This is a genomic window from Shewanella sp. MF08487 (assembly GCF_050848685.1).
Lineage (GTDB): Bacteria > Pseudomonadota > Gammaproteobacteria > Enterobacterales > Shewanellaceae > Shewanella > Shewanella glacialipiscicola.
On record NZ_JBOZPB010000018.1, the window covers coordinates 1 to 17222 of the forward strand.

14 protein-coding genes are annotated in these 17222 nt (G+C 45.4%); 4 read left to right on the top strand and 10 right to left on the bottom strand.

Annotation, left to right across the window (positions count from 1 at the left end; all coding sequences use genetic code 11):
* The first annotated feature begins 70 nt into the window (after nt 1-70).
* The gene (locus tag ACRN9H_RS12900) at nt 71-1000 is read left to right on the top strand and encodes a TolB family protein (protein WP_432314220.1); all 930 of its coding nucleotides are present in this window, start codon (nt 71-73) and stop codon (nt 998-1000) included.
* A gap of 23 nt (nt 1001-1023) precedes the next feature.
* Here the strand turns inward: ACRN9H_RS12900 and ACRN9H_RS12905 are convergent, their stop codons facing one another.
* The gene (locus tag ACRN9H_RS12905; RefSeq protein ID WP_432314222.1) at nt 1024-2133 is read right to left on the bottom strand and encodes an anhydro-N-acetylmuramic acid kinase; all 1110 of its coding nucleotides are present in this window, start codon (nt 2131-2133) and stop codon (nt 1024-1026) included.
* Nucleotides 2134-2153: 20 nt separating this feature from the next.
* A complete protein-coding gene (locus ACRN9H_RS12910) occupies nt 2154-3560 on the bottom strand; it encodes a peptidoglycan DD-metalloendopeptidase family protein (RefSeq protein ID WP_432314224.1) in 1407 nt (468 codons plus the stop codon).
* Between the two features lie 126 nt (nt 3561-3686).
* On the opposite strand from ACRN9H_RS12910, the gene tyrS reads away from it, so the two are divergent.
* Nucleotides 3687-4880 (top strand): tyrosine--tRNA ligase, encoded by a 1194-nt coding sequence (tyrS, locus tag ACRN9H_RS12915; RefSeq protein ID WP_432314226.1) that lies wholly within the window; start codon nt 3687-3689, stop codon nt 4878-4880.
* 116 nt (nt 4881-4996) lie between these two features.
* Here tyrS and ACRN9H_RS12920 read toward each other — a convergent pair whose 3' ends face one another.
* From ACRN9H_RS12920 to gltB, 8 genes are all read right to left on the bottom strand, one after another.
* The gene (locus ACRN9H_RS12920) at nt 4997-5425 is read right to left on the bottom strand and encodes a hypothetical protein (RefSeq protein WP_432314228.1); all 429 of its coding nucleotides are present in this window, start codon (nt 5423-5425) and stop codon (nt 4997-4999) included.
* 124 nt (nt 5426-5549) lie between these two features.
* Complete coding sequence (locus ACRN9H_RS12925; RefSeq protein ID WP_432314230.1) at nt 5550-6041, bottom strand: nuclear transport factor 2 family protein; 492 nt, start codon at nt 6039-6041, stop codon at nt 5550-5552.
* Between the two features lies 1 nt (nt 6042).
* Entirely contained in the window at nt 6043-6669 is a 627-nt protein-coding gene (locus ACRN9H_RS12930; RefSeq protein ID WP_432314232.1) for a trimeric intracellular cation channel family protein, read from the bottom strand.
* On the bottom strand, nt 6666-7043 hold the full coding sequence (locus tag ACRN9H_RS12935) for a DUF2721 domain-containing protein (RefSeq protein ID WP_432314353.1): 378 nt from the start codon (nt 7041-7043) through the stop codon (nt 6666-6668). The genes ACRN9H_RS12930 and ACRN9H_RS12935 overlap by 4 nt, the downstream gene beginning before the upstream one ends.
* A gap of 55 nt (nt 7044-7098) precedes the next feature.
* Complete coding sequence (locus ACRN9H_RS12940; protein ID WP_432314234.1) at nt 7099-8088, bottom strand: cobalamin biosynthesis protein CobD/CbiB; 990 nt, start codon at nt 8086-8088, stop codon at nt 7099-7101.
* Between the two features lie 22 nt (nt 8089-8110).
* Complete coding sequence (locus ACRN9H_RS12945) at nt 8111-8821, bottom strand: 5'-methylthioadenosine/adenosylhomocysteine nucleosidase (protein ID WP_432314236.1); 711 nt, start codon at nt 8819-8821, stop codon at nt 8111-8113.
* A gap of 215 nt (nt 8822-9036) precedes the next feature.
* Nucleotides 9037-10443, bottom strand: a complete 1407-nt coding sequence (locus ACRN9H_RS12950) for an FAD-dependent oxidoreductase (RefSeq protein WP_432314238.1) — start codon at nt 10441-10443, stop codon at nt 9037-9039.
* 6 nt (nt 10444-10449) lie between these two features.
* Complete coding sequence (gltB, locus tag ACRN9H_RS12955) at nt 10450-14898, bottom strand: glutamate synthase large subunit (protein ID WP_432314240.1); 4449 nt, start codon at nt 14896-14898, stop codon at nt 10450-10452.
* 585 nt (nt 14899-15483) lie between these two features.
* Between gltB and ACRN9H_RS12960 the strand changes: the two genes are divergently transcribed.
* A complete protein-coding gene (locus ACRN9H_RS12960; protein WP_432314242.1) occupies nt 15484-16407 on the top strand; it encodes a TIGR01212 family radical SAM protein in 924 nt (307 codons plus the stop codon).
* 200 nt (nt 16408-16607) lie between these two features.
* Nucleotides 16608-16973 (top strand): Hpt domain-containing protein, encoded by a 366-nt coding sequence (locus tag ACRN9H_RS12965; protein WP_220774922.1) that lies wholly within the window; start codon nt 16608-16610, stop codon nt 16971-16973.
* Nucleotides 16974-17222: the final 249 nt, after the last annotated feature.

Below are 17222 nucleotides of genomic sequence, written 5' to 3' on the forward strand. Positions count from 1 at the left end.
TTAATGCTTTTAGCTGCTTCTTTAGCAAAAGCTTCAATATCTTTGTTGTTCATGAGTAATCTGCCTATCCTTGACTCTCTATAGAGTACTTTTTGATAAGCAGTTACACAAAATTAGTTACAGTCTCGACAGCGGAGAACTTGTCTATCATCAATATCACCGTCAGTTTGAAATAGCTTACCTCTCCCTTAATAGTAAAGTGCCCACGACCTTATTTCCTTTGTTATATTCAGGGGTTAATCATCGTAATCCAGATTACTCAACGCAAGCCTTACGTCTTGTTTTTGTATCTAATGAGAGTGGTTTTAATGAGATTTGGACCTCAGACTTTAATGGCCAGAAGCTGGAACAACACACTAAGCTTAAAACTCGAGTCGCTTATCCGCGCTGGTCTCCGGATGGTACTAAAATTGCCTTTATTGCTCCAGATGACAATCACGAAGGCAATCGTATTTACATTCTAGATTTAGCAAGTAAACATATTATCGCGTTAGCATCTACTTACCATAATCATGGCAGACCAGCTTGGAGTTGGCAGGGGAAATCTGTTTATGCTTCAACAAGCGCAGGCATCACGGAGTTTTATTTAAATAACCAAGCTCCCAGAGTCGTTAACTCACTGAACATGGGCGTTGGTTTTGCAAGCTCAGCGTCAGAGTTAGTATTTACTCGCTCTGATACTCAAGGGCTATGGTTAATTAATTTAAATCAGCCTGATGTTGTTGAAACCTTGATTGCTAATACGGACTTTAAAACAACTAATAATTGGACATTAACGCAGGAGGGGATTTATTTTAAATCGGATCATATTGGTGAACAGAGATTAAATTTTTGGGATGCTAAATCTAAAAATATCATGCCAGTATTGCAAGTACCGCGCTCAAGTTTAAGCTCCTTTGGCTCTATGACTTATATTCCAGAGTCTAGTCGCTTATTGATGACGCTTGATGGTTACCCTCAGCGCGATATTATGTTACTAAAGCATAAATTAATCCGATAATCGGTGTTGTATGCTTAGTTGGCCTATTTCGCGCTAAAATATCCACCGAGTATGGCTTCGCGTGAAGCGCCTGTCACTGCGGGTAGATTGGCGGGTAAGCCTAAGTGATTACGCATGGCAAGCCACGCAAAGGCGATGCCCTCTACCCATTTAGGATCAACACCAAGGGCTGAGGTCGTATCTAATTGATAACCGGGTAATAAGACGGCTAAACGCTGCATCAGTTGACCGTTGAACGCGCCACCACCGCAAACGAATAATTCCCCTTCATTAGATAGCTTAATGATATCCCGAGCTATGCTGTGACAAGTTAAATCTAATAATGTCGATTGAATATCTTCTTCATCTAAATGGTTAAACGGCGATAACTGTTGTTCTAACCAAGCTTGGTTAAATAACTCTCGGCCTGTACTTTTAGGGTAAGCCAGCGAGAAATAGGGGTGCGATAATAGATGAGTTAATAGGCTTTGATCGGTTGTACCCGATGCGGCCCAGTCACCCCCTTTATCGAAGGGCTCACTTTTAACCTGTTGGATCCACGCATCAATTAAGGTATTGCCTGGGCCAGTGTCAAACCCGAGTACCTGTTCATTATTACCTGGTAAATAAGTAATGTTGGCTATGCCGCCAATATTTAAAATGATACGTTTTTTACCGACTTCCGCAAAGGTTTGCTGGTGGAATGCCGGAACTAAAGGCGCACCTTGACCACCGAGCGCAATATCTTTACGACGAAAATCCGCAATGACATCGATACCCGTTTCGGTCGCAATGGTATTAGGATCGCCAATTTGTAGGGTAAAACCCACTTCGAGGTTTGGCATATGGCGCACGGTTTGGCCGTGACTGCCAATGGCAATAATATCTTCTTTAGCAATAGCGCATTTTGCCATTAAATTATTGACGGCGAGGGCAAATAGCTCACCGACATTGCGATCTAAGCGGCCGAGACGATTGATTTCATCTGTGCTCGGTAAACATAAACGTTGTAGACCTTTGAGTAAATGACTCGGAATGGCCTCTGTATGGCTACAAATCAGTTGCGGTTTTATACCCGAAAAGTCGACTAATACTGCATCAACACCGTCCATGCTGGTGCCTGACATCAGTCCAATATAATACGCATTTTTCATGGGGAGGAGTCCGCCCTTCGTTATTGCATTGCCAATTGCGTTTGCTTGTTTTGCGAAAGTGTTGCCATCAACTGTTTACTGAGCGTATCGAATTGAGGTTTTTCTTTTCTCGCAATCGATTCTGATTTCGGTAGCGTAATCGTTCTTGGGTTACGGTGTACGCCATTGACGATAAATTCGTAATGTAAATGTGCCCCTGTCACGCGGCCCGTTTTACCTAAAGTACCGATAATTTGCCCTTGCTTGACGCTAGCACCTTTACTCACATTACGTTTAGTCAGATGCAGGTATTTGGTAGTATAAGTGTTGTTATGCTTAATAAAAACATAGTTACCATTAAATTGATTATAACCCGCCTCAATTACGTGACCACTACCCGCCGCTTTAATCGGAGTGCCAATGGCGGCAACGTAGTCTACGCCGCGATGAGCTTTAACTTGCCCAGTAACAGGATGCAAACGTCTTGGATTAAAGTTGGAACTGACATACTTGAAATCAACGGGTGAGCGCAAGAAAGCCTTACGCATGCTCGTACCATTCTCGGAGTAATAGTTACCATCGGTATAGCGAATGGCGGTATAGCGTTCATCTTGGTTAACAAATTCGGCGGCAAGAATATTACCGTTACGTAAAAACTCTCCATCGGCATATTCTTGCTCATAGATAATGGCAAAACTGTCGCCTTCACGTAAATCTAAAGCAAAATCGATATCCCAACCGAATACGGTCGATAACTGCATGATTTGGTTCGCGGTCATTCCCGCATCAACCGCCGCGCTCCAGAAGTTGCTCTTAATATTCGCACTGGTGAAATGGCTGCGGATTTCGATATCTTTTTCGGAGATTTTTTCGTGGTATTGTTCGTGATTTTTAGTGATAACTAGCGTCGAAACGGCATTAACTCGATAACGTACCTCAGTTAAATCACCATTAATATCCTTTGAAATCACAATTTCTTCACCAGGCATAATTTTAAGTAAATTTTGCTTGGCTAAGGGGAGTTGGGTGATTTCGTACACATCTTTAGTGGTTAAGCCTGCGCGATCAAATACCGCAGCTAAGGTATCCCCATTTTTAACATTAAAATGTTCGACATCTCTGTGATGGGCACTTTCGAGTGATTCAATGGCTTGATTATTGGCTTCACCTGCTGCTAGTGCATCGGATGAAGATAATGGCGTTGCCATTTCTACGGCGTTGTGTGTTTGATGTTCAAGTGATTCTGGCCGTTCAGGTGAGCGAAAGGCTAAAGGCACATCATAACGAGTGTTGATTTGAGAATGTTCACCTAGGCTGGCAGTTTGCTTTGAAGCTTGGGCTTCTTCTGCAGGTAGCAGCATGGTTATCATAGTGATAACAGAAAGAATGCTGAGGAGAATTTGATGCTTTTTAGGCAACAATTTAAATAATGTTATAACCTTTGCCATTGACGCCGATACCGATAACCAGAAACTTGAATAATCTCGTTAGTGTACACACTTTCAATTGTAGTGGCTAACAAGTAACATAAGTCTCTTCATTTTATGACCATGGCCCTAGGAGTCCTTGCCGAAATGGCTGATTTAGACCAAGTATTAGCAGAAATTAGACGTGGTACCGATGAGATTTTACTCGAAGCAGATTTGCTCGAAAAGCTCAAGGAAGGACGTCCACTGCGGATTAAATTAGGCGCCGATCCTACGGCTCCGGATATTCACCTTGGACACACAGTAATCTTAAATAAACTAAGGTTATTCCAAGAGTTAGGTCATGAGGTCATTTTCTTGATTGGTGACTTTACCGGTATGGTGGGTGATCCTAGTGGTAAAAATAGCACGCGTCCACCGCTGACCCGTGAACAAGTGTTAGCGAACGCAGAAACCTATAAAGAACAGGTTTATAAAATTCTCGACCCGGCCAAAACACGTATTGAATTTAACTCTAGCTGGTTGGAGCCATTGGGCGCTGCGGGTATGATCCGTCTAGCTTCTCAGCAAACGGTTGCCCGTATGATGGAGCGTGACGACTTTAAAAAGCGTTATGCGTCTGGCCAATCTATTGCGATTCATGAGTTTATGTATCCTTTATTGCAAGGTTATGATTCAGTTGCATTAAAAGCCGATGTAGAGCTAGGCGGAACAGATCAAAAGTTCAACCTGTTGATGGGGCGTGAACTGCAAAAAGCGGAAGGCCAAAAGCCACAAGCTGTGATCATGATGCCGCTGCTCGAAGGTTTAGACGGCGTGAAGAAAATGTCTAAGTCGGCGCACAACTATATTGGCGTGAGCGAACCTGCCAACGAAATGTTTGGCAAGCTGATGTCGATTTCGGACGACTTAATGTGGCGCTACTTTGAGCTGCTGTCATTCCGCCCACTGGCTGAAATTGAACAGTTTAAGCAAGATGTGGCGAATGGGTCTAACCCACGTGACATTAAAATCGCTTTGGCGAAGGAAATCATCACACGTTTCCACGACGAAGCGTCTGCCGAGAGTGCACACCAAGCTTTTGTTGATCGCGCGAAGGGAATTATCCCTGACGATATTGAAGAGCTGGAGTTAGCTGCTGGTGAAGGACTAGCAATTGCCAATTTACTAAAAGATGCCGATTTAGTATCGTCGACTTCAGAAGCCATGCGGATGATCAAGCAAGGCGCGGTGAAGATGGACGGTGAAAAACTAGATGATAGCCGTATGATGCTGTCTTCGGGTACTGTAGCGGTATTCCAAGTCGGTAAACGTAAGTTTGCCAAAGTGACGTTGGTTTAAGTGGCTTGGTTGTTTAAGTCACTTTAGTTTAAGTTATTTTCATTTAAATCAGTTAAATGAACAAAAAGAGCGCCTTAAGGCGCTCTTCGTTTTTAAGTCTTTTTTATCCCATAAAATTAAGGTGCTGTACTCGCTTCATGTTCAGCGATATTGCATCTATCGGTGCCAAAGTGTTTTCCATCACTGCATTTCCACGCTAATTGCGCCGAGCTAACTTGCCACAGTTTAGCGTCTTGCTTTAGAGAGATAATCAACAGCATCTGCGGATGTTGTTTAGAAAACTCACTTACTTGATAAGTTAAGATACTGTCTTTATTGGCCTGAGTACTTACTAAAGTAAATTTATCGCCAGCGTAGTGGTTACTGATCTTATTAGGATCATCCGCCCATGGTTGATGTTGCGCCTGAGCTACCCGCAATTGTTGGTTAAAATGGCTCACTGGCTGAACGGCGTAAGAAACGATAATGGGCTGCAATGCCAAGGCATTGGGGGTTAGCACTAGGCTATTAAGAAGGAGTAGAGCAAGTAATCCCAAAAACTTCATATGAACCTCATTGAAACGAACTAACTCAGTCAACCTGTCTAAGGCATCACACTCAGGTATTGACCTATTGTTAGTTTCGACCCTTTTTTAGGACTCAAGTTTCAAATATTCGTAAATTTTGTCACTACTGCATGGCTAATTGGTCAGACATGGTTTGGTAATCGAGCAGATCCATATGCTCAATTACCCTATGGTTGAGCATATCGAGTTTAAGGCTGGTGACGCCCGGAATGGCAATATCAATGATTTTACCCGGCTTGCCGAATTGTTCACCGGGGCCTTTTAAATGGTAGTTACCTATCATCACCACTAAAGAGCCGGCGTTATACATATGTTCTATGTTGAAGTCGTACTCGAGCACGCCCTCGTGGGCGCGCTCGAGAAAGTCGATAATAAAGCGGCCGCCAGTGTATTTACGGTTGGCGGTTTTGTCGAAAAAAACGCTTTCACGGTTATAGAATTTTCGCAGTGTCTTGTAGTCGTGTTCGGTTAGCGCATTCATATACTTTACGGCTAACTGCTGTTCTTGTGGCATTTCACCTGTATTGGCTGTTGCCGCTGTGGGATTGAAGGCTAGTCCAAAAATAAGACTCAACATAAAAAACAATATTCGCAAATTATTCCCTCTTGGTTTTGAGATCAAACGCTGGTAAAGACAGGTGCCATTTAATGGCGCTTAAACGGATCGTTAAGATGCTTGTCATCGCTAAAAATAGTGCCGTTTTTTCGCCCATGCCATAGGCTAAACTCACGGTATAGCCTATGCCACCTACGATAGAAGCCGTAGCATAGATTTCTGTACGCAATACCATCGGGATTTGTTTGCACAGTACGTCTCGAATAATGCCTCCTCCTACGCCTGTGATCAAGCCCATAACGACAGCAATCATGCCACTTAAGCCCATACTGAAGGCTTTTTCAGCACCAATTACCGTAAAAAGGGCTAATCCAAAGGCATCGGCAACGGGTAAAATGTATTCAGGCACCTTACGAGGCCGGCGTACTAACAGCAAACAGGCGAGTACTGTTGCGAGTATCACTATGATGTAATTGGGATCGCGGATCCAAAAAACGGGCGTTGCACCAATTAAGGCATCGCGGATACTGCCGCCGCCAACGGCGGTAACTGAGGCGAGTACAATAACGCCAAAAGGATCCATTTTATGACGCCCAGCAGCTAGCGCACCGGATAAAGCAAATACAGCAGTGCCACATAAGTCAAAAAAATAAATCCATTGGCTCATTTACTCATCTCTTTGATATGGATATTTAATGCATCGACGGAGATGCGGATTTCAATTACAGATAAAATCAGTGAATAGAGCAGTAACAACAAGCTAGCACCAAAAATCACTGAACCTGTTTTATTGAAGCCGATATAGATAAATATCATACACAATACGCACAGGGCGAAGCTTGATACACCAGCCTCTTGCATGCGGCGAATAATAGTGATGCGCTGGCTCAGGTTTTTAAGTTGATCTTTTTGCACTAGCTTATCACCATTGCTTAAGTTTCGGATTAATGCAGCCAAAGCAAAAAAACGGTTGGTATAAGCAAGCAATAACAATGAGATCGCGGGAAATAACAACGCAGGAGTTGTCAGTGAAACATGCATACTTTCGAGCAAAATAACCGCCTTTAACCTAGTGCTAACAGAGGGCTAGAGCATATCACATGCTATGTAACCAACGTAAACTTGCCCATAACACGGGGAGTAGAATAATAAAGCTAAACCAGATGGCGCAGGCGCGCGTGGTTAGCTTAATAGCTGGCGCAATGGCATCACTGTTTGGCTGCTGACCATAGCGGAATTTATCCACATTGATACGCACGCCAGCAAACTTTTGTGGTCCACCGAGCTCGATTCTCAAAATGCTGGCCACGAGATTCACACTGAGAACATAACCTCGAATAGCGTGATGATTTTTAGGGGCTCTAAAAAGTTTTGCAAACGCCTTAGGCCCGCCTTGAATGGCGAGCGACAGGCTCCACAACCAAGCCGGAATCGCCAGCAAGATAATGGATACACCATTCACAGTACTGCAGAAATGTTGATACTTTGGTTGAATGGGCGGCCAGCTCAATTCGAGTTGTTTGAGCATGCGCACTGCTAGCACTAACGGTGCTCCAGCAATAGCGAAAAAGAAAATGGTCGATGCTGTGCCGTAAATAGGCGCTGTGGCGAGTTTTTCTATGGTGGCTTTGGCTAGGCCGATTTCCGACAAACTATCGGTATCGCGCACCACCCAAGGCTGTAAAAGCTTTTTTGCGCTGACATTATCTCCACGTTTTAAGGCTTTAGCGATTTCATCGGCGACTTGGCTAAACCCTGCATCGGTTAAGCATAGATAAAGCACCAAAAATTCGAAAAACCATGGAAAGGCAGCCAGTTCGAGTAGAAAGGTGATAATGGCCCAAAATGGAAACAGCAATAGCAACATAGCTAAAAAGCCTGCTGTGGCTTGTTGGCTTGGAGATCGTTCAGGGCGATTCACTTTGGCAGCGAGTTGCTTGGCTAAATGCCCAAACCAAATAAGCGGCTGCATTTCCCGTGGCAATGGCGCTAACCGCGCCAATAACAAAGCAAAAAAAAGTACCAAAAAGCCTTCAAACAAAGCGCCATCTATCTCGACAAGTTGTTGATAAAAAGAGGTGTGCATTCGGTACTTTCCACTTAAGTGATTATTTTACTGCGCTAGGATTCAGTTGCTCAAGCAGCAGCATCACCATCAGAGCCGAGTGATAACCCGCTTTGACAATATAAGAGTCGAAATCCACTGGCGAGTCATTGTTGGCGTTATCCGATAAAGAGCGGATCACCACAAATGGCACTCCAAACTGATGACAAACTTGAGCTATTGCCGCGCCTTCCATCTCACAGGCGGCCATAGTCGGGAAGTTTTTGAGCATGGCTTGGGTGCGAATAGGATCGCAAATAAAGCTATCGCCAGTACAGATCAACCCTTCAATCGCTTTGACTTCACCCAGTTGAGCAATCGCTTTGTTGGCAGCTTCAACTAAATGTGCGGCAGGAATAAACGCGGCTGGTTGCTGCGCCATTTGGCCAATTTCATAACCAAAGGCGGTGACATCCACATCATGGTGACGCACTTCAGAAGAAATCACGATATCGCCAATGGCCAGCGAATCCACAAAACCACCGGCAGAACCTGTGTTGATCACCGCATCCGGCGCATATTTTTCGATGAGTAGCGTGGTCGCAATACTTGCGGCGACTTTACCTATGCCTGAGCGCGTCACGACAACGTCTTTACCCGCGAGAGTACCAGCAATAAATTCAATACCAGCAATGGTTTGCGATGTCGCATTTGTCATGGCGGCGATCAGGTGAGCGACTTCTGGCTCCATTGCGCCAATAATTCCAATTTTCATGGGAGACCTTTTTGATTCAACACTTAAGAGTGGGATACGAGAATGCTGGCTAATATACCACACAGTTTTGTGCAGTCGTTATGGCGAGATTGGGATTGCTTGATAATGGCTGAACTCGTTTGCACGAGTCCAGCCATTGGAGTGCTTGTTAAAATGACAGCGGTAAAATGTTTTTTAGCGATATAACAAACACGTTGGCGCTTAATCTATAGCGCTTAGTCTAAGTAGTTAAGAATACCTTGAGCAGCATCGCGACCTTCGGCAATGGCTGTCACGACTAAGTCAGAACCGCGCACCATATCACCACCGGCAAACACTTTTGGGTTGGTGGTTTGGAATGGGTTTTCGTCTAACTTACTCGCTTTAACACGGCCCCATTGATCGAGCTCGATACCATGGTCGACAAACCACGGTGCTGGGCTAGGTTGAAAACCAAAGGCGATAATAATCGCATCGGCTTCGAGCAACTGTTCGCTACCCGCAATCGCTTCGGCGCGTTGACGACCGCTTCCATCGGCTTTGCCCATGGCGGTTTCGACGCATTCAATACCGATCACTTTGCCATCTTGGGTTTTAATCGCAACAGGTTGACGGTTAAAAAGGAAATTAACGCCTTCTTCGCGCGCATTTTGCACTTCGCGGCGTGAACCAGGCATATTGGTTTCATCACGGCGGTAAGCACACACTACGCTGCTGGCACCTTGTCGTATTGCGGTGCGCACGCAATCCATCGCAGTATCACCACCGCCTAATATCACTACACGTTTACCTTCAAGGTTCAGGTAGGGCGTTTCGTCATTCTGGGTGCCCATTAAATGATGGGTGTTACCAATCAAATAGGGCAGGGCTTGGTATACGCCTTGGGCATCTTCACCCTCAAGGCCTGCTTTCATCGCGGTATAGGTGCCCATACCGAGGAAGACGGCATCGTATTCTTCGAGCAGTTTAGTAAATGGGATGTCCCTACCAACAGTGACACCGAGTTTGAATTCAATGCCCATGCCTTCTAATACACTGCGACGGGTCGCCATAACGGCTTTGTCGAGTTTAAAAGACGGAATACCGTAGGTGAGTAGACCACCAATTTGTGGATATTTATCAAAGACCACAGCTTTAACGCCGTTACGAGACAGAATATCCGCGCAGCCTAAACCCGCAGGACCCGCACCGACAATCGCCACTCGTTCAGGGCGAGGCGTGACCTTGCTCATATCGGGGCGCCAGCCTTGGGCGATAGCTGTGTCGGTAATGTATTTTTCGACATTACCGATAGTGACAGCGCCAAAGTCGTCGTTCAGAGTACAAGCACCTTCACAGAGTCTGTCCTGTGGACAAACGCGGCCGCAGATTTCGGGCAGCGTGTTGGTCTCATGCACTAAATCTGCCGCTTCCATGATGCGACCTTGTTCCGCTAGCTTGAGCCAGTTAGGAATATAATTGTGTAGCGGGCACTTCCACTCACAATAAGGATTGCCGCAATCTAAACAGCGGTCCGCTTGCTCAGCCACTTGAGGCTGGGCAAAAGGCTGATAAATCTCAATAAACTGAGTCGCACGTTTAGCTGCTGGGTGTTTAGCGGGGTCTTTACGACCCACTTCAATAAATTGAAAATCGTTACTCATGCGCCATTACCCCGCTTTTACAACTAATTCTGGGCTCGATTTCTCTAATTTGAGCAGATCGGCCACGGCAATATTTTTAGGTTTTACTAATACGAAGCAATCTAACCAGTTACCAAAATCACTTAAGATCATCTTGGCATGTTCGCTGCCCGTTTCGGCCACGTGGGCTTCAATCAGACCTTTTAAATGTTGTTGATGGATCGGTGATTCGAGTTTTTGAGTATCGACAAGCTCAGTATTCACACGGCGATTGAAGCGGCCGAATTGATCGAACACATAGGCAAAACCGCCTGTCATCCCAGCGCCGAAGTTCACCCCTGTTTTACCAAGGACAACCACAATGCCGCTGGTCATGTATTCGCAGCCGTTATCGCCAAGCCCTTCAACCACAGCAATCGCCCCAGAGTTACGGACTGCAAAACGCTCGCCTGCTTGACCTGCGGCGAAGAACTTGCCGCCCGTCGCGCCGTAAAGACACGTGTTACCGACAATGGCGCTGCGCTCACTTTGGAACGGACTGCCAATAGGCGGGTATATGACAATCTGGCCGCCAGACATGCCTTTACCCACATAGTCGTTGGCATCGCCGCAGAGTTTTAACTCAAGGCCTGGGCTGTTCCACACGCCAAAGCTTTGGCCGGCACTGCCGTTAAAGCTCAGTTTGACCGGCGCTTTGGTGCCTTTGACGCCGAGTGTGCTCGCGATATAGCCTGACAAGGTCGCGCCAACGGAACGGTCAGTATTGTTAATGCTGTAAGCAGCATAGAAACTCTCGCCCTTATCGACGGCGCTTTGGCATTCGTTTAATAAATGCTGGTTAAGCAGCCCTAAATCCGCCGGTGGATTGGTTTCTTGCCAAGTGCGTGACGAGGTTGCTGGCACCTTGGGTTGATACAAAATCGGTGACAGATCTAAGCCTTGTTGCTTCGCGGTTTGGCCTTCGAGGGCATATAACCATTCGCTGCGACCGACGAGGTCTTCAAACTTGCTCACCCCTAAGGTCGCCATCCATTCACGAACTTCCTGTGCAACAAACTCAAAGTAAGTCATCACTCGCTCTGGCAGACCATGGTAATGGTTGTCGCGCAGGTTTTTATCTTGCGTTGCTACGCCAGTCGCACAGTTGTTCAAGTGGCAAATACGCAGGTATTTACAACCTAGGGCGATCATAGGCACAGTACCAAAACCAAAGCTTTCGGCGCCCAATAACGCGGCTTTAATCACATCGGTACCGGTTTTTAAGCCGCCATCGACTTGCAGGCGAATTTTATGGCGTAGACCATTTTCTACTAGCGATTGATGCACCTCGGCTAACCCTAGCTCCCATGGACTGCCCGCATATTTCACTGAGGTAATTGGGCTGGCACCTGTGCCGCCGTCATACCCTGAAATGGTGATCATATCCGCATAGGCTTTAGCTACGCCGGTGGCGATGGTGCCGACACCGGGTTCTGATACAAGCTTCACTGAAATCAGCGCTTTAGTGTTGATTTGCTTCAAGTCGAAAATCAGCTGGGCTAAATCTTCGATAGAGTAAATATCGTGGTGTGGCGGTGGTGAAATCAAGGTTACACCTGGGCGTGCATGACGCAGTCCGGCGATTTCAACACTCACTTTATGGCCGGGTAACTGACCACCTTCACCGGGTTTTGCCCCTTGGGCGACTTTAATCTGCAACACATCGGCATTGACTAAGTAGTGCGCGGTAACGCCAAAGCGCGCCGAGGCAATCTGTTTAATCGCAGAGTTGCGTTCAGTATTAAAGCGGCGTGCATCCTCACCACCTTCACCTGAGTTCGAGCGGCCACCTAAGCGGTTCATCGCGATAGCCAGCGCTTCATGGGCTTCAGGGCTCAAGGCGCCGATGCTCATGGCGGCGCTGTCAAAACGTGAATATAGATTTGATGCCGCTTCTACATCGGCGACATCAATCGATGTTTGTGCGCCCTTAATACCGATTAAGTCACGCAGTGTGGCCACGGGACGATTGTCGACGAGTTCGGTGAATTTTTTATAGCTCGCGAAGTCTTTGTCAATCAATGATGCTTGCAAGGTGTTGACCACATCAGGGTTGAAACAGTGATACTCGCCGCCCTCAACGTATTTCAGCAGGCCACCTTGCGGTAATGGCACATGGGCACGGTAGGCAGCTTTGTGCAGAATAGCTTGGTCTTGGGCGATTTCTGCAAAGCCTGCACCCTCGATGCGGCTGATTACGCCTTTAAAACACAGTTCGATCACTTCGCTGGCAATGCCTATGGCTTCAAACTGTTGGCTACAACGGTAGGAGCCGACAGTGCTGATGCCCATTTTGGACATGATCTTACGCAAGCCTTTTTCGATGCCGTAACGGAAGTTCAACATTAATGCCGTGGTATCTGTTAAGTCATGGCGTTTCGCCAGTTCGGAAATTGACTCATACACTAAATACGGATAAATCGCCGTGGCACCAAAGCCAAGCAATACGGCAAAGTGATGCGGATCTCGCGCCGATGCCGTTTCAACTATGATGTTGGTGTCGCAGCGCAGGCTCTTATTCACTAGCATTTGTTGCACAGAACCGACCGCCATGGCCGCGGGGATCACTTGCGCTGTTTTACCTATGGCTCTATCCGAAAGGATCAACAAAGTCGTGCCGCTGCGGGCTAAACGTTCGGCTTCGGCAGTGATGCGGCGAATGGCGCTTTCTAAGCCTTCCTGTGGTTCGTAATTTAAATCGACAATATTGGCGCGATAGTAAGTGCTATCTAATCCCAGTAACTGGTTAAAATCACTGAATAATAAAATAGGTGAATTGAACATGACGCGGTAAGCATGCCCAGTCGTTTCATTGAAGAGGTTCTGTTCACGGCCAATACAAGTGGTCAACGACATGACGTGCTTTTCACGTAAGGGGTCGATAGGCGGGTTAGTGACCTGAGCGAATTTCTGTCTAAAATAGTCATACAGTGAACGTGACTTTTTCGACAATACTGCCATAGGTGTGTCGTCGCCCATAGAACCTGTGGCTTCTTCACCTTGCTTCGCCAATACCCAAATAACTTGTTCTAATTCTTCACGGGTATAGCCAAATTGTTTTTGATATTGCAACAATAGTTCAGGGCTTAACTCGCTGGCACCGTGCTGCTCAGAGGCTAAATCTTCCGCTGGCGTTAAAGTACGGCTGTTTTTCGCCATCCACTCTTTGTAAGGGTGGCGGCGTTTAAGATCGTTATCAATCTCAAAGGATTGATATAATCGGCCGTTCAAGGTATCTAATACCAGCAGTTCACCTGGGCCAACGCGACCTTTTTCAATCACTTCATCGGCGGAGTAATCCCAAATGCCGACTTCGGAGGCTAAGGTCAAGATGCGATCTTTAGTGATCACATAACGCGATGGACGCAGACCATTACGATCAACAGCGCAGGCGGCATGGCGACCATTGGTCATCACAATACCTGCCGGACCATCCCAAGGCTCCATGTGCATAGAGTTAAAGTCGTAGAAGGCTTTTAATTCGTCATCCATTTCCGGATTACTTTGCCAAGCAGGCGGGATCAATAGACGCATGGCACGGTATAAGTCCATGCCACCAGACAACAGCATTTCCAGCATATTATCTAAAGATGAAGAGTCTGAGCCTGTTTCATTCACAAAGGGAGCGGCCTGCTGCAAATCTGGCAGTAGCGGCGAATTAAATTTATAGGCACGGGCACGGGCCCATTGACGGTTACCCGTAATCGTATTGATTTCGCCGTTATGGGCTAAATATCTAAACGGCTGAGCTAATGGCCATTTAGGAGACGTATTCGTTGAGAAACGTTGATGGAATAGACAAATAGAGCTTTTTAAGCGAATGTCCGCGAGATCGGGATAAAACGCGGGCAAGTCCACAGGCATCATCAGACCTTTATAGACGATAACTTGACCTGACAAACTCGCGACATAGAAGTCATTATCGTCGATGATTTGTTGTTCTAAGCGACGACGAGCCATATAAAGACGGCGTTCTAAGTCTTTTTCACGCCAGCCAATTGGCGCGTTAATCAGCACTTGGTAAATCTGCGGCAAGCTAGCTTTACCTATTTCTCCTAACACATCTGCATTGATAGGCACTTTGCGCCAGCCAGCAATGCTTAATGTTTCACGCTCAAGCTCACGCTCAAGTATACGTTTTGCTTGTTCAGCCAATTCATTCTCTTGACTTAAAAACAACATTCCGACAGCAAATTTACGGCTCAAATGCCAATCGTTTTCTGCAGCAATCGCTTCAAAAAATTGCACCGGTAATTGCATCAATAAACCACAACCATCGCCAGTGCGGCCGTCGGAGGCAATGCCCCCGCGGTGCTTCATGCGATCTAGACCATGGATTGCCGTGCGCACTATACGGTGGCTGGCTTCGCCATCCATCTGTGCTATCAACCCAAAACCACAATTGTCCCGCTCAAAACTGGGATGATATAAGCTCATACAAAAACCTCCCTAGACCTCAACTAATTACTACTCGGGGAGAAAATGTTGGACTTTCTATAGATATGCACCCGAACCACTCAAATTAGCCTGAGATTCACTAAAGGTCAAACCAAAATTTTGCATAAAGTGTGGGTGTTTATCCATGTTTCATACACAAAACACAATTGCCTTACGTTAACGTAAACAGTAAATTTATACGTATAACATTATGAATAAAAAGAATTTTAAAAATAATAAAACCGTGGATTCACTAAGTTGTAACACTGTGACTGGATTGTTTTTTATTTAAAAATAGTGATTTTTATTATCAGCACAGTGTTTGAATAAAAAACTATTTTTATTGAATTTTTATACGTCCACGTATGAGGTGGCTCTTAGTGTGATTCTGCTGTATTTGAGAATACACTCGTTTATGGTTATAAGGTTATGTATTAGATGAGAACTTGACGTAGCGCAGTGAAACCGTTTTCGGCCTTGTTTATACTAAGTTTTTTATTCAATGGGTTGACGTTTTTCTTATCTATTGGTGAATTTATCTTGGCTATTGTTAATGAAACGATATGAACTTGGATTGGTGCTCTGATGGGGCTTGATGCATATGTTAATACTTTTGGTGCTGTTTGTAAGGCGCAATATGGTACTCGCTTACGAAAGCTTACCATTGATGCTAAGTTTACCTGTCCCAATCGTGACGGCACCTTAGGTCGTGGAGGTTGTACTTTCTGCAATGTGGCGTCATTTAACCATCAACCTGTTGATCTTCTTAGTATTACTGAGCAACTTGAACAGGGTAAGAGCCGTTATCGTGAGGCAAAACCTCGGGCGCAAGCCGATAAGTTTATTGCGTATTTTCAGGCTTATACCAGTACTTATGATGAGTATCAGGTGTTAATTGCTAAGTACGATGAGGCGGTCAAAGATGGCGATATTGTGGGGTTGTGTGTTGGTACTCGCCCCGATTGTGTACCAGATAAGGTATTAGGTTTGCTGGCGAGTTATCAGGCAAATGGCATTGATGTGTGGTTAGAGCTTGGATTGCAAACAGCTAAAGATGAAACCTTGCGTAAAATTAACCGTGGCCATGATTTTGCGTGTTATTGCGATACAGTTTCTCGAGCAAGGGCTCGCGGACTTAAGGTGTGTACTCATCTTATTCTTGGTTTACCCGATGAAACCCATCACGATTATATGATGACCCTCGCCGCTGTGTTACAGCAGGGCGTTGATGGTTTGAAGCTGCATCCTTTACATATTGTTGAAGGGAGCACTATGGCAAAATCGTGGCGAAGTGGACGCTTACCTTTATTGAGTCTTGAAGATTATGCTTACAGTGTTGGCGAGATGATCCGGCATACACCGCAGGCTGTGATTTACCACCGTGTCACCGCTTATGCTAAAAAACCAATGTTACTAGCACCTGATTGGTGCGCCTATCGTTGGAATGGATTAGTCGCAATTGTGGATAATTTACAGCGTTATGGTGGACAAGGACATTCATTGGCGTAATGGTAGTGGAGTGAGGGATTTCTTCAAAGTACACTGTTATTGTTATCATTTCATGGGCAGGATTTGTCAGCGTTGAGTGTATATTCTGTTAAATATGACGGTTATTAGACCCAGAATATCGCTATAAGTTGCACAGTCAATTTTAGTGAGTATTATGTGATAAATTCGTTTTAAGCATTGAACCACTTAAGGGAGGCCTCATGGCCACAGTTGAATTAGAAGCAATACTTGATCTCAATACTCTCGAACAATACTGCAGCGCTATTGGTGCCGGTACCTTGCTCAAGAGTGTGGTGTTATTTGAGCAGCTAATGCCTGAATATGTGGGAAATCTAATTAAGGCTAACGACGCTGCAGACAAAGAGACTTTATGCTCAGAAGCGCATAAATTTAAAGGTGCGGCTGGTTCGGTGGGCTTAAAACGTATTCAACAAATTGCCCAGCTATTACAACATGGTGAAGAGCCGCAATGGGATGCTGAACATGCGACTTGGGTTGCACAAATTGTTGAACATGCGAGTGCTGATTTACAACAGCTAAAACTCTTTTTGCAAGCAAAAGCATAATCATAACCATATAGTATGTAAGGCGCAGCAATTTGGTGAGTTGTTGTGCCTTAAGGGTTAATGTTGTTGATAGTTTCCCCCTCTTTTTAATCTGCTTAACCTTACATCGCTTTTATTTCCTACTCGCTCTTCGTGCTATGTTGCCTGAATTGAATATCGATTTCGGTCACACTCTTGGTATCTTGTGCCACGTTATTATTAATCACTTATGCTAAAGTAGATTTAATTTATTAATTCATAACCTTAATG